This is a genomic window from Amycolatopsis kentuckyensis (assembly GCF_002155975.1).
GTDB lineage: Bacteria > Actinomycetota > Actinomycetes > Mycobacteriales > Pseudonocardiaceae > Amycolatopsis > Amycolatopsis kentuckyensis.
In genome coordinates this window covers 1-13,909 of sequence record NZ_MUMI01000443.1, presented here as the reverse complement: position 1 = coordinate 13,909, position 13,909 = coordinate 1, and the positions used below count along the sequence as shown (strand labels likewise).

The window sequence follows — 13,909 nt, the reverse complement described above, 5'->3', positions numbered from 1 at the left end:
CCGGGACGTCGTGCACGGCGGAACGGACGCGGGCGCGAAGGTGCGCCGGGCCCGGGACCTGCTCCGGGACGCCGGCGGTCTCGCGACCGCCGGCGCCGGGTTGTGGACCGCCGTGCGGGCTCTCGCCGCTGCCGTCGGCGTCCCGTTCTAACCGTCCACAGCGGACGCGACCACAGTGGACGGTGAAGTGGGTGCCGCGCCGCCCAGCTGCGCGGTCGGCACCCGGTAGGTCTCCCGGGCCGTCGCCGCGGCCAGCGCCGCCACCACGCAGACCGCCGCGGTGAAGATCGCGACGCCGAGCCAGTCCTCCTTGCCGGACCCGATCGCGGCCACCACGCTGGGCGCGAAACCCGCCACCGCGAAGCCGATCTGGGTGCCGATCGCCATGCCGGACAGGCGGACCCGGGCGCTGAACATCTCGCCGTACAGCGACGGCCAGACCCCGTTGACGCCGGAGTACGCCACGCCGAACAGCACGATGCCGAGCACGAACAGCAGCGCGTACGAGCCGATCGAAATCGACCACAGGTACGGGAAGATCAGCACGCCGCAGGCCAGGCAGCCGGTGATGAACACCGGTTTGCGCCCGACCCGGTCGGCGAGCCCGGCCAGCAGCGGGATCGCCGCCAGCGCGACGACGTTCGCGAGCACGCCGACCCAGAGCATCGGGGTGCGGGACAGGCCGATCGTGTTGACCGCGTAGCTCAGCGCGTAGACGGTGAAGATCGTGCTCACCGAGGCGATCGTCGCCGCGACGATCACCCGCAGGACGTCCGCCCAGTGGTTCCGGAACAGCAGCGCGACCGGCAGCTTCGCGACCTCGGTGCGTTCGAACACCGGCGTCTCGTCGAGCTTGCGCCGGATCACGAAGCCGACCACCACGACCAGCGCGCTGCCCCAGAACGGCAGCCGCCAGCCCCAGGTCAGCAGGTCTTGCGACGGCAGCGCCGCCACCGGCAGGAAGATCGCGGTGGCCAGGATCTGGCCGGCCTGGGTGCCGCTCAGGGTGAAGCTGGTGAAGTAGGCGCGCCGGTGCTCCGGGGCGTGCTCCAGCGACATCGAGTTCGCGCCGGCCTGCTCGCCGGCCGCGGAAAGTCCTTGCAGCAGGCGGAGAACGACCAGCAGGACCGGGGCGAGGACGCCCGCGGTCGCGTAGGTCGGCAGGCAGCCGACGCAGAACGTCGCGAAGCCCATGAGCAGCAGGGTGAAGACGAGCACGCGCTTGCGGCCGAACCGGTCGCCGACGTGGCCGAGGACGAACGCGCCGACCGGCCGGGCGAGGTAGCCGACGCCGAAGGTGGCCAGCGCGAGCAGGGTGCCGGTGGCGGGGGAGGAGGCGGGGAAGAACACCTTGCCGAACACGAGCGCGGCGGCGGTGCCGTAGATGAAGAAGTCGTAGTACTCGAGCGCGCTGCCGATCCAGGCGGCCAGCGCCGCCTTGCGGGGCATCGATCCGGTCACGGGCACGATCTCCTGACGTCCGTGCTTCATTGCTCAGACTGAGGTGCTGAAGGCTGGGGCGGGAAGCAATGTACGGTCTAGTTAGTTAATAGAGAGTGCGAGACCGGGGCGCCGGGTGTCAAGAGATCCTTTTGCCGAGTTCGGGCGTCGAGCTCAGCGCGCGGTCAGGTACTCGATCAGCAAGTCGCCCAGCATCGTGCGGTAGTGCTGCCGGCGGGCCGGGTCGAGCATGTCGCGGCTGAAGATCGCCTGGAACGTGTGCCGGTTCGCCAGCCGGAACACGCAGAACGAGCTGATGACCATGTGGACGTCGAGCGCGTCGACGTCGGCCCGGAACAGGCCGGCCTTCCGGCCCCGCTCGAGGATCCGCGTGATCCCGCCGAGTGCCGGGTCGGCCAGTCCGGCCAGGATCTCCGACTGCGAGAGGTGTTCCGCGTGGTGGATGTTCTCGATGCTGACCAGCCGGATGAAGTCCGGGTTGGCCTCGTGGTGGTCGAAGGTCAGCGCGGCCAGCTGCCGCAGCGCGTCCTCCGGCTCGAGGTGCTCGACGTCCAGCGCCGCTTCCGAGGTGCGGAGCGCGGAGTACGCCCGCTCCAGCACGGCGATGTAGAGCTGTTCCTTGCCGCCGAAGTAGTAGTAGATCATCCGCTTGGTGGTGCTGGTGCGCGCGGCGATCTCGTCGACCCGGGCGCCGGTGTAGCCCTTGTCCGCGAACTCCCGCGTGGCCACGGCGAGGATGTCGGCGCGCGTCCGTTCCTTGTCGCGCTGGCGCTCGGCCTCCGACGATGGTGCGGCCACCGGGCTCCCTCCGCTGCAGGTGAACACCCACTCTAGTCCAGCTCTTCCGCCGGGGCGGACGCCGCGCTACCGTGAACGTACTAGTTCGTACATTAGCGGCCGGAGGGTAACGCGTGACCAGCTACTTGATCGGACTCGTCGGCACGGGCATCGGGCCGTCCGCCAGCCCGGCACTGCACGAACGCGAGGCCGACGAGCTCGGTCTCCGCTACGTCTACCGGTTGCTGGACCTCGACGTGCTGCGCCGCCCGGTCGCCGACGTCCTCGCCGCCGCCCGCCTCGCCGGGTTCGACGGCCTCAACGTCACCCACCCGGCCAAGCAGGCGGTCCTGCCGCACCTGGACGAGCTCTCGCCGGAAGCCGAAGCGCTCGGCGCGGTCAACACCGTCGTGTTCCACCGGGGACGCGCGGTCGGCCACAACACCGACGCGACCGGGTTCGCCAGCAGCCTCCGGCGCGGCCTGCCGGACGTGCGGATGGACGACGTCGTCCTGCTCGGCGCCGGGGGAGCGGGCGCGGCCGTCGCGCACGCCCTCGTCTCGCTCGGCACCGGGCGGCTCACCGTCCACGACGTCGACAGCGACCGGAGTGCCCACCTGGTCGAGGCGCTCGAGCGGCGGTTCGGCCCGGGCCGGGCGGAAACCGGCGACCTGACCGCGATCCACCGCGCCGACGGCCTCGTGCACGCCACCCCGACCGGGATGGCCGCCCACCCCGGCTCGCCGGTGCCCGCCGAGCTGCTGCACCCGCGGCTGTGGGTCGCCGACATCGTCTACCGCCCGCTGGAAACCGCGCTGCTGGCCGCCGCCCGCGCCCGCGGCTGCCGGGTGCTGAACGGCGGCGGCATGGTCGTGCTGCAGGCCGCCGAGTCGTTCCGGCTGTTCACCGGCGCCGAGCCCGACCCGGCGCGGATGCTGCGCCACTTCGACGCCCTGGAAGGGGAGGCCGCCCGTGCCGCCTGAACCGCGCACCGCCATCGCCACCGTCTGCCTGTCCGGCACCCTGGAGGACAAGCTCGCCGCGGCCGCGGCGGCCGGGTTCGACGGCGTCGAGCTGTTCGAGAACGACCTGCTGGTCTCCCCGTCGAGCCCGGCCGAAATCCGCCGCCGCTGCACCGACCTCGGCCTGTCGATCGACCTCTACCAGCCGTTCCGCGACTTCGAAGCCGTCCCGCCGGAGCGGCACGCGGCCAATCTGCGCCGCGCGGCGCGCAAGTTCGACGTCATGGCCGAGCTCGGCACCGGCACGATCCTGGTCTGCTCGTCGGTCTCGCCGGAGGCGATCGACGACGACGAACTGGCCGCGGAGCAGCTGCACGCGCTGGCGGAGCTGGCCGCGACGCGCGGGATGCGGGTCGCCTACGAAGCCCTGGCCTGGGGACGGCACGTCAGCGGGTACGAGCACGCCTGGCGCATCGTCCGCCGCGCCGCCCACCCCGCGCTCGGCGTCTGCCTGGACAGCTTCCACATCCTCTCGAAGGGCCACGACCCGGCGCCGATCCGCGCGATCCCCGGCGACAAGATCTTCTTCCTCCAGCTCGCCGACGCGCCGAAGCTGCCGATGGACGTCCTGCCGTGGAGCCGGCACCACCGGCTCTTCCCCGGCCAGGGCGACTTCGACCTCACCGCGTTCACCGGGCACGTCCTCGCCGCGGGCTACCGCGGGCCGCTGTCGCTGGAGGTCTTCAACGACGTGTTCCGCCAGGCCGACCCGCGCCCGGCCGCGGTCGACGCGCTGCGTTCGCTGCTGGCGTTGAAGGAGTCCCTCGGGGTACGGGAGCTGCCGGCCGCGCCCGCGCTGACCGGCCACGCGTTCGCCGAGGTCGTCACCGACCCCGGCGCGGGCCGGGTGCTGGCGTCGCTCGGGTTCGCCCGCACCGGCGTCCACCGGACCAAGCCGGTCGAGCTGTGGGAGCAGGGCGAGGCCCGGGTGGTGGTCAACGAAGGCGGCGCGGCCCACGGCGCCGTCGGCGCGGTCGCGCTGGCGAGCACCGATCCGGCCCGGTCCGCCCGCCGGGCCGAGGCGCTGCTGGCGCCGGTCCTGCCGCGGGTGCGCGGCCCGCGCGAGGCCGACCTGGCGTCGGTCGCGGCGCCGGACGGCACCCAGGTGTTCCTCTGCGGCGAGGACTGGCGGGACGACTTCGCGCCCACCGGCGAAACGGCGCCCGGGGCGGGGGTCGTCGGAATCGATCACGTGGCGCTCACCCAGCCCTTCGACCACTTCGAGGAGGCGGCGCTGTTCTACCGCTCGGTGTTCGGGCTGGCGCCGTCCCCGGTGGCCGAGTTCGCGGCGCCGTTCGGGCTGGTGCGCAGCCGCGCGGTGGCGGCGGGGGAGGTCCGGCTGACGCTGGACAGCGCCGTGGTCCGCCGCGGCGAATGGGCGCCGGCGGTCCCCGAACCGCAGCACGTGGCGTTCGCCTGCACGGACGCGCTGGCGGCGGCTTCGGCCATGCGTGCCGCGGGCGCGCCGCTGCTGGAGATCCCGGGCAACTACTACGACGATCTCGACGCCCGCCTGGAGCTGCCGGCCGAGCGCCTGGCCGCGCTGCGGGCGCACTCGGTGCTGTACGACCGCGACGACACGGGGGAGTTCCTGCACTTCTACACCGCGCTGGCCGGGGCGCGGGTGTTCTTCGAGGTGGTGCAGCGGATTGGCGGGTACCAGGGCTACGGCGTCGTCAACGCGCCGGTGCGGATGGCCGCCCACCGCGCCCGCCGATGTGCCGCGCCACCGGCGAAAACCCCCGCCTGAACACAGCGCACGCACGCGCACCGCCCCGGGAAGTCTTTCCCGGGGCGGTTTTCGTCGGGCCACCCCCGCGCGGGCGTGCGGGATTTCCGCCGCGCTGCGGTGAAAAAAGGCCCGGACACCTTCCTATCGGGACGATTTCTGTCGCCGCCGGGCCCGGCCGACGTAACCGGCCGGCTACCGCCCGTACAACTCCCCGGTGCGTTTACAACGTTCCGGCAACCGCCTTGACAGGGCCTGTGGTACGTACCACTCTAACCCCAACATTGGTCTACACCATTTGGGGCGTCCGGCCGCGGTGGCCGGGCATGGAAAGGACGGCATCGAGTGAAACGCTGGCTCAAGCTGGCGGCGGGCGCCGCCGCACTCACGCTCGCGACCGCGGGCTGCGCGGGTTCCGGTGGCTCGGACACCGCGGCCTCGTCGAGCGGCAATGCACCGCTGAGCGGGACCGTCACGGTCTGGCTGATGACCGGCTCCGCGCCGGAGACGCTGACCAACGCGCTCAACAAGGAGTTCGAGGCCGCGCACCCCGGGGTCAAGGTCAAGTACGAAGTCCAGCAGTGGGACGGCATCCAGCAGAAGCTGACCACCGCGCTGGCCAGCGGCGCGCCGCCGGACGTCATCGAGATCGGCAACACGCAGACCGCCGCGTTCGCCTCGCAGGACGGCGTCCTGACCGACCTGACCGCCGACAAGGACAGCTTCAACGGCGCCCAGTGGCTCAAGGGTCTCGCCGACTCCGGCAGCTACGACGGCAAGATCTACGGCGTCCCGTTCTACGCGGCCAACCGTGAGGTCATCTACCGCAAGGACATGTTCGAGCAGGCCGGCATCACGAAGGCGCCGGCGTCGAACGACGAGTGGATCGACGCGATCGGCAAGCTGAAGACCAAGTTCGGCTCCGACCCCGACTTCCAGGCGCTCTACATGCCGGGCCAGAACTGGTACGCGCTGCTGTCGTTCATCTGGGACAACGGCGGGGACATCGCCAAGGCCGACGGCAAGAACTACAAGGCCACCCTCGACACCCCCGAGGCCAAGGCGGGCCTCGACTTCTACAAGAAGCTCGTCGACACCTCCGGCACCAAGGCGCCGAAGGACGCCGACGAGGCCAAGCCGCAGCAGGCGACCGTCTACGGCGCGGGCAAGGTGGCCATGATGATCGGCCTCCCGTGGGAGCTGGCGACCGCGGCCAAGACCGACGCGAGCCTGACGGCCAAGACCGGCGCCTTCGCGATCCCGAGCAAGACCGCCGGCCAGAGCGCCCCGGTCTTCCTGGGTGGTTCGAACCTCGCCATCCCGGCCAACAGCAAGAACGTGGCCGCGGCCAAGGAGTACGTCAAGCTGCTCTCCAGCCCGAAGTACCAGAGCCAGCTCGCCGCCGCCGGCGTCGTGCCCGGTGCCTCGACCGACCTCACCGGCCTGGACAAGGACCCGCTGGGCAGCGTGATGGCCAAGGCGTCGGCCAACGGCAAGGCCGTGCCGGCCAGCCCCAAGTGGGGTGACGTGGAGTCCGGCCAGAACCCGGTCAAGGACATGCTGACCGCGTACCTGACCGGCAAGAAGACGCTCGACCAGGCGACCGCCGACGCCAACGCAGCGCTGAACAAGCTCATCGGCGGATGACCGCGACCGCGAATGTGACGATGCCGGCGGGGGCCACCCCGCCGGCATCGCCGCGCGACGCCCGGGTCAAGAAGCGCAGGCGGGGCCGGTTCGGCGACCGGGTGCTCCCGTACCTGCTCCTGCTCCCCGCGTTGGCGGCCATCCTGGTGCTGCTCGCCTGGCCGCTGGTCCAGGTGCTCGCGATCAGCTTCCGCAAGCTCGACATCGGCCAGCTCGTCTCCGGCAAGATGATCTGGATCGGGTTCGACAACTACACGAACACGCTCTCCGACCCGGAGTTCTGGACGATCACCGTCCGGACGCTGGTCTTCACCGCCGCCATCGTGGCCGCGACCATCCTCGGCGGCCTGCTGCTGGCGGTGCTGATGCGCCACCTCGGCCCGGTCGTGCGGATCATGGTGCAGGTGACGCTGGTCCTGGCGTGGGCCACGCCGGTGATCGCCACGACCACGGTGTTCCAGTGGATCTTCGACGAGCAGTACGGCATCCTCAACAAAACCCTCGACCGGCTCGGCTTCCACGGCTTCATCGGCTTCTCGTGGTTCTCCAGCGGCCCGAGCACGCTGACGGTGATCGGGCTGCTCATCGTGTGGCAGGCCGTGCCGTTCGTGACGTTCTCGCTGTACGCGGGCATCATCGGCGTCCCGCGCGAGCAGTACGAGGCCGCGGGCATCGACGGCGCCAGCGCGTGGCAGACGTTCCGCGCGGTCACCTGGCCCGCCATCCGGCCGATCACCACCATGGTGACGTTCCTGTCGGTGCTGTGGGACTTCAACGCCTTCGCCCAGATCTGGGCGATCCGCGAGGGCGGGCCCGACGGCGGGAGCACCACCCTGGCCGTCGTGCTGTACCTCAAGGGCATCGCGGGCAACCACTTCGGCGCGGCGGGCGCGATCGCGACGCTGATGCTGATCGTGCTGGCGCTCATCACCGGCCGGTACATCCAGCTGCTCGTCCGGACCCCGGAAGGTGGTCTCAAATGAGGAAATCGCTGCCGCAGCGGATCGCGCTGTCGGTCGTCGGCGTCCTGGTCGCGCTGGCGATCGCCTTCCCGACGTACTGGATGTTCGTCACGTCGCTGAGATCGCCGGGCCAGATCCTCTCGCCCAAGTACGACCTGATCCCGACGTCGTTCTCGTTCGGCAACTTCGCCACCGCGCTTAGCAAGGACAACTTCCCGACCTACCTGATGAACAGCCTGATCGTCACGGTCGGGTCGGTGCTGTGCGCGCTGGTCGCCGGGACACTCGCGGCGATCCCGCTGTCGCGGCTGCGGTTCACCGGCCGCAAGGGCTTCCTCGTGCTGGTGATGGTGGCGCAGCTGGCCCCGGTGTCGGCCCTGTTCATCCCGCTGTTCCTGCTGATGCGGGACGCCGGGCTGCTCAACACGCTGCCGTCGCTGCTGCTGATCTACTTCGCCACGACGCTGCCGTTCACGGTCTGGATGCTCTACGGCTTCGTCAACGGGATCCCGTACGAGCTGGAAGAGGCCGCGATGATCGACGGCTGCAGCCAGACCGGCGCGTTCCGCCGGGTGACGCTGCCGCTGCTCGGCCCGGGGCTGGTCACCACCTCGGTGTTCAGCTTCATCACGGCGTGGAACGAGTACCTGTTCGCGCTGGTGTTCATCCGGGACAAGCCGAAGGAGACGCTGCCGGTGTGGCTGGCGTCGTTCCGGACCGCGTTCGCCACCGACTGGGGCGGCGTGATGGCCGCGTCGGTCATCTACGCGATCCCGGCGCTGATCTTCTTCCTGCTCGTGCAACGCAAGCTCGTGTCCGGCACGACCGCCGGCGCCGTGAAGGGGTAGCCCCGTTGGCCACGCCAGAGACGCAGTCCTCGCCCGAGAAGCTCGCCGAAGCCGTCCTCCTGCCCGGGTTCGCCGGGACGACCGCACCGGACTGGCTGCGCCGCCGGATCGCCGGAGGCCTGGGCGGGGTGGTGCTGTTCGGCCGCAACGTCGTCGACGACGAGCAGGTCGCCGCGCTCACCGCGCAGCTGCGCGGCGAGCGCGACGGGGTGGTGGTCGGGATCGACGAGGAGGGCGGCGACGTCACCCGCCTCGACGTCAACACCGGGTCGTTCGTGCCGGGCCCGCTGGCCCTCGGCGCGGCCGACGACCCGGAGCTGACCACGGCGGTCGCCGCCGCGCTCGGCGAACGGCTGGCGGCCTGCGGTGTCACGGTGAACCTGGCGCCGTGCGCGGACCTGACCCTGGCCGCCGAGGACCCGATCATCGGCGTCCGGGCGTTCGGGTCCGACCCCGTGAAGGCGTCTCCGCACGTCGCGGCGTACGTCACCGGCCTGCAGAAGTACGGGGTCGCGGCGTGCGCCAAGCACTTCCCGGGCCACGGCGCGGCGACCGAGGACTCGCACGTGGCGCTGCCGGTGCTGCCGCGGACCGTCGAAGAACTGCGGGAGATCGAGCTGGTCCCGTTCGCCGCGGCGATCCGGGCCGGCGTGCGCTCGGTGATGTCCGGCCACCTGGTCGTCCGCGCCTGGGGCGACGAGCCGGCCACGCTCAACCGCACCGCGCTCACCGACGTCCTGCGCGGCGAGCTCGGCTTCAGCGGCGCGGTGATCACCGACGCCCTGGAGATGGGCGCGGTGTCCGGGGCGTACGGGCGGCACGACGGTCTCGGCCGGTCGGCCGTCCGGGCACTGGCCGCCGGGGCGGACGCGTTGTGCCTCGGCGGCGCGGCGTTCGAGGCTCCCGCGCTCGACGCGTGCGTCTCGGCGATCGTGGCCGCGGTCGCGGCGGGGGAGCTGCCCCTGGAGCGGCTGGCGGAGGCGGCCGCGCGGACGGCGGCGCTGGGCACCGACCCGGCACCGGCTTCGGTGGGCCCGGTGGACCGGCGGCTGGGCCTGGAGGCGGCCCGCAAGGCGCTGCGGGTCCAGGGCGAGCCGAGGCTGGCCGGGCCGCCACTGGTGGTCGACGTCCAGACCGAGCCGACCATCGCGGCCGGCCCGATGCCGTGGGGCCTCGGCACGCACCTGGCCGAGCTCGTGCCGGGCACCCGGGCCGTCACCGCGACCCCCGACGACGCCGGCGCGGTGCTCGAAGCGGCGAAGGAGTTCCGCAGTGTCGTCGTGGTGACGCGGGAGGCGCACCGGCACCCGAGGGTGCGCGAGCTGCTCGACGCCCTGTCCGGGCTGGACTTCATCCGCGTGGAAACCGGCGTGCCCGGGCCCGGCGGCGACGCCGGCCCGCGGATCGACACGTTCAGCGGCTCGTACGTCAGCCTGCGCGCCGCGGCGGAATACCTGACCCGGCCGTAGTTTCGTCCGCTTTGCCGCATCTCCAGAAGTTCAGCCGCGGTTTGTACGCGGCTTGTACCGGTGGACCGCATTCTGTCCGCACACCGGAAAACTGGAGGACGAAAAATGAACATGGGGATCGTGAAGCGGCTGGCCGGGGTGGCCGGTATCGCCGCGGCGATCGTGGTCGCCGGGGCGGGCCCGGCGTTCGCGGCCACAGGCACGGTGCACACCGACTCGGGTGCGGCGCTGACCGTGCGGTCCAGCCCGAGCGCCACCGCGGGCTCGATCGGCAGCATCGCCGACGGCACCGCGGTGACCATCACCTGCCAGACCAACGGATCCACGGTCGACGGCAAGTACGGCACCTCGGACATCTGGGACAAGGTGGGCGACGGCTACATCAGCGACGCCTACGTCTACACCGGCTCCGACGGCCGGGTCGCCCCGGACTGCGCGGGCTCGACGCTGACCTGCTCCACCGCGGGCACCGGCAACCCGAAGACCTGCGCGCAGGCCGTGGCGTACGCCAAGACCCGCATCCACACCGGCGACCTCGACTCCTACGAGGGCTGGTGCGACCGGATCAACGCGCAGAACTACGGCTGGCCCGCCTCCGGCTCGGAGACGGCCTACATCCACTGGACCCAGATCCCGTCCTCGTACAAGCACGCCGGTGACTACCAGGTCCCGGCCGGTGGGCTCGCCTACTTCAAGAGCAGCGGCGCCGGGCACACGATGATCTCGATCGGCGACGGCAAGTTCCTGTCGAACGACATCAACGGCTACGGCAGCTACACCGAGACCACGATCGCGCAGATCAAGAGCAAGTGGGGCCAGACCTACCTCGGCTGGGCGCAGCCGTGGTTCAAGTACAACCACTGACCCGCTGAACGGGCCCGGGCCCCTGTCCACCTCCCTCGGACAGGGGCCCGGCCGCGTCCGTCCACTTCGGACTTCAGAACATCGCGACCGCGGTCCTCGCCCGGACCGTGGTCGAGCCGCGCAGTTCGTTGTCGTCGGGGCGGGCGTCCTCGCGGTAGGACGGGTCGAGGCTCGCGGACACCTTGAACTCCGCCTTGCCCGCCGCGGCGTCGGCCGCCGTGTAGGTGTAGGCGAACGGGAAGACCACCTTGCGGCCCGCCGCTGCCGGCACCCACTGCTTCAGCTGCCCGACCTGCTGGTAGTAGCCCTGCTCGTTCAGCTTCGACAGGGTGACCGTGACCGTTTCGTCGTGGCGGGTGTTCGCGACCGACACCTTGATCGGCTTGGTCTCGTCCACCCGCCCCTTGGCCGGCACCACGAAGTCCGAAAGCGACACGTCGTGCGTTTCGACCTTCACCGTGCCGAAGCCGGTGCCGGTCCGGCCGTCGGCGGTCGCCCCGGTGACCTCGACGCGGTACTCGCCGTCCGCGGCGTACCGGTGCACGATGGGCGCACCGGTGATGGGCGCCGATCCGCCGTCGCCGAACCGCACTTCGCCGCTGACGAAGTCCCGGAGGAGGCTGTCGCCCGAGTAGGGAGCCAGCGTCACATCGGTGTACACCGTGGGGTTGTTCGGGTACGGCGTCACCCACGGCGAAAGCGGCGGAGCCGTGTCGAGCCGGAGCTCGTACAGCGTCGCGGCCTCGGTGTCGTCGGCGACGCGGATCCGGTAGGTCTCACCGGCGACCGCGGTGAACACGGCCGCCCGGCGGTCACCGGAGGCGACGCAGTCCACTTCGGACAACGCGGTCGCCGCCGTGCCCCGGTACACCGTGATGCCGGGGCCCCAGTCGTACATCGCCTGCGCGCTCACCGACCGCGTGCGGTCCGCGGTGAACCCGAACCACACCGACTTCTCCGCGTCCGGGTCGCAGCTCGGCCGCACCTCGCCGGGCTCGGCCGAGGCCACGGTCAGGTCGCCGGCGTAGCTCCCGGGCACCGAGACGGGCGTCGCGGCGGCGAAGTCGTCGTTCTGCGCCGGCGGCACGGTGGTGAACTCCGCCGTCAGGTCGCCCTGGTTGTACTGCTGGGCGAACATGACGTGGTAGGTCGTCCCGGCGGTGGCGCGGAAGGTCGCGTCCCCGGGGTAGTCCCACGTCCGGCAGGCGCCCGGGACCGGGGTCAGTGCCCCGCGGTCACCGGTGTAGACGGCGACGAACGGCCGCGTGCCGGTGCCGGCCGGCGTCACCCGGACGAGGGCGTCCGCGGTCGCGGTGTAGTCGTACCAGACGGTCCACGTCGTGTAGGTGTTGCACGGTGTCGGGTCATCGGCCGCCTTCGTCGCCTCCCGGACGTCCTGGGAGGCCTTGAACGGCAGGGCGGTGACGGCGGTGGCGGAGCCGAAGTCGTCGTTGGACGGAGCGGCCGCGTGGGCGGCCCCGGGCACCAGCAGGGCGGCCGTGGCGGCCGCGAGGACGGCGAACAGCGAGCGGAGTTTCATGTGTTCCCCCTGGAACCGGTCAGACGGCGGCGATGCGCGTGGCGGGCGGCTTGACGGTCGTGGCGACGGAGATCGCCTCGTTGTCGCCCGGCAGGGCATCGGTCGACGGGTACGCCAGCTGGACCTCCGCGCGGAAGGCGACCTTCCCGGCGGCCGCGTCGTCCGGGGTGAAGGTGTAGGCGAACGGGAAGCGGACCTTGCCGGTGGCCCGCGCGGGCACCTGCAGGGTCAGCCGGCCGACCTCGGCCCAGTTCGTGGACCGCTTGGACAGCACGACGGTCACCGTTTCGGCGTATCGCGTGTTCGTCACGTCGACGTTGATCGGCTTGCTTTCCCCTTGCCGCGCCGAGGACGGGACGGTGAACTTCGAGATCCCGACGTCGTGCGTGGTCACCGTGACGGACCGGGTCACCGTCGCGGTGCGCCCGTCCGGCGACGTCGCGTGCAGCGTGGCGGAGTAGACGCCGTCGGCGGCGTACCGGTGGTACACAGTCTCGGTGCCGACCGGGGCCGACGTCCCGTCGCCGAAGTCCCACGTCCCGCCCAGCGGCAGGTCGATCTGCTCCCACGACGACGCGGAGAACCCGACGTTGTCGAACACGGTGGCGGACGACGGGTACACGGACACGTCCGGCTCGAGCGGCGGTGTCTCCTGGAGCGTGAACCGGAAGGGCCCGTAGCCGTGGTGGGCCCCGGTGACGCGGATGGCGTACACCGTGCCGGGTTCCGTGCGGAACAGGGCCGGGCGGGAGGAGTTGTCCCGCGCGCAGGCGACCTGGGTCAGTGCCGCCGGTGAGCCACCGGAGTAGACGGTGACGGCGGCGTCGGTGCCTTGGACCCGCGCGCTGAGTGCCTGCGCCGCGCCGGCGGAGTAGGAGTACCAGACCGAGGGCCGGCCCTCGTCGTCCACACAGGTCGATTCGGGCTCGCCGGCTTCGGCCGCGGCCACCGAGAGATCAGGCTGGCCGGTGAACGGCAGGGTGGTCACCGGCTGGGCGTCCGCGTACGTGTCGTTGGGCGCCGAGGCGACCGTGTCGAGCGCGAACGAGAGCGCGCCGCCAGGGGTGTCGAGGCCGGCCACCAGGAAGGAGTACGTCGTCCCGGCCGTCGCGCGGAACGTGATGGCCGGCCCGGTTCCGTAGTCGCAGGCGTCGGCGACGTTCTGCAGGCCGCCGCGCAGGCCGGTGTTCGCGGACAGCAGCGTCCGGTGGTCACTGCCCGCCGTCGTGGCGCGCAGCAGGCCGTCCTGCGTTGCGGTGTAGCGGAACCAGACCGTGCCGGCCGCGGCGTACCCGCTGCACCAGCCGGGGTCGTCGGCCGCCTTGGTGGCCGCGCCGCTGTCCTCCTGCGCCGTGAACGGCAAGGACGTGACGACGGCCGCGTCGTCGAAGTCGTCGTTGGCCGGTGGCGCCGCCGCGTGCGCGACGCCCGGGACCACAGTGGCCAGTACCGCGACCAGCACCGTGACCACGGTGATCCGGCCACGGGATCGTAACGGGAACAACACGAATCCGCCCCCCTCGCGGGTCTTCGTCATGGGCACGAAGACCCGCGAGGGGGGCGGATTCGTGTTGTTCTCGTTACGATCCC

General features: G+C 71.6%; 11 protein-coding genes. 7 read left to right on the top strand and 4 right to left on the bottom strand.

From position 1 onward, the window contains the following. Positions 1-147 precede the first annotated feature (147 nt). Together CCN39_RS35935 and CCN39_RS35930 are read right to left on the bottom strand one after the other, a co-directional pair. Positions 148-1,491, bottom strand: a complete 1,344-nt coding sequence (locus CCN39_RS35935; protein ID WP_167455279.1) for an MFS transporter — start codon at positions 1,489-1,491, stop codon at positions 148-150. 123 nt (positions 1,492-1,614) lie between these two features. Further along, entirely contained in the window at positions 1,615-2,259 is a 645-nt protein-coding gene (locus tag CCN39_RS35930) for a TetR/AcrR family transcriptional regulator (RefSeq protein ID WP_086849687.1), read from the bottom strand. A 113-nt stretch (positions 2,260-2,372) separates the two neighbouring features. Between CCN39_RS35930 and CCN39_RS35925 the strand changes: the two genes are divergently transcribed. The 7 genes from CCN39_RS35925 to CCN39_RS35895 all read left to right on the top strand — a co-directional run bounded on the left by CCN39_RS35925 (position 2,373) and on the right by CCN39_RS35895 (position 10,779). Further along, on the top strand, positions 2,373-3,221 hold the full coding sequence (locus CCN39_RS35925; protein WP_086849685.1) for a shikimate dehydrogenase: 849 nt from the start codon (positions 2,373-2,375) through the stop codon (positions 3,219-3,221). Then, a complete protein-coding gene (locus CCN39_RS35920) occupies positions 3,211-5,010 on the top strand; it encodes a sugar phosphate isomerase/epimerase and 4-hydroxyphenylpyruvate domain-containing protein (protein WP_086849683.1) in 1,800 nt (599 codons plus the stop codon). Before CCN39_RS35925 ends, CCN39_RS35920 begins: the two co-directional genes overlap by 11 nt. A 324-nt stretch (positions 5,011-5,334) precedes the next feature. After that, positions 5,335-6,636, top strand: coding sequence for a sugar ABC transporter substrate-binding protein (locus CCN39_RS35915; RefSeq protein ID WP_086849681.1), 1,302 nt, complete (start codon positions 5,335-5,337; stop codon positions 6,634-6,636). Then, on the top strand, positions 6,633-7,619 hold the full coding sequence (locus tag CCN39_RS35910) for a carbohydrate ABC transporter permease (protein ID WP_086849679.1): 987 nt from the start codon (positions 6,633-6,635) through the stop codon (positions 7,617-7,619). The genes CCN39_RS35915 and CCN39_RS35910 overlap by 4 nt, the downstream gene beginning before the upstream one ends. Next, positions 7,616-8,446, top strand: coding sequence for a carbohydrate ABC transporter permease (locus CCN39_RS35905; RefSeq protein WP_086849677.1), 831 nt, complete (start codon positions 7,616-7,618; stop codon positions 8,444-8,446). Before CCN39_RS35910 ends, CCN39_RS35905 begins: the two co-directional genes overlap by 4 nt. 5 nt (positions 8,447-8,451) lie before the next feature. Further along, complete coding sequence (locus CCN39_RS35900) at positions 8,452-9,915, top strand: glycoside hydrolase family 3 protein (protein ID WP_086849675.1); 1,464 nt, start codon at positions 8,452-8,454, stop codon at positions 9,913-9,915. Positions 9,916-10,020: 105 nt separating this feature from the next. Then, complete coding sequence (locus CCN39_RS35895; protein WP_086849672.1) at positions 10,021-10,779, top strand: hypothetical protein; 759 nt, start codon at positions 10,021-10,023, stop codon at positions 10,777-10,779. A 73-nt stretch (positions 10,780-10,852) separates the two neighbouring features. On the opposite strand, the gene CCN39_RS35890 is transcribed toward CCN39_RS35895, so the two are convergent. Both CCN39_RS35890 and CCN39_RS35885 read right to left on the bottom strand, forming a co-directional pair. Continuing rightward, positions 10,853-12,319, bottom strand: a complete 1,467-nt coding sequence (locus CCN39_RS35890; RefSeq protein ID WP_086849670.1) for a hypothetical protein — start codon at positions 12,317-12,319, stop codon at positions 10,853-10,855. Positions 12,320-12,338: 19 nt separating this feature from the next. Next, the gene (locus CCN39_RS35885; protein WP_143264276.1) at positions 12,339-13,781 is read right to left on the bottom strand and encodes a PKD domain-containing protein; all 1,443 of its coding nucleotides are present in this window, start codon (positions 13,779-13,781) and stop codon (positions 12,339-12,341) included. Positions 13,782-13,909: the final 128 nt, after the last annotated feature.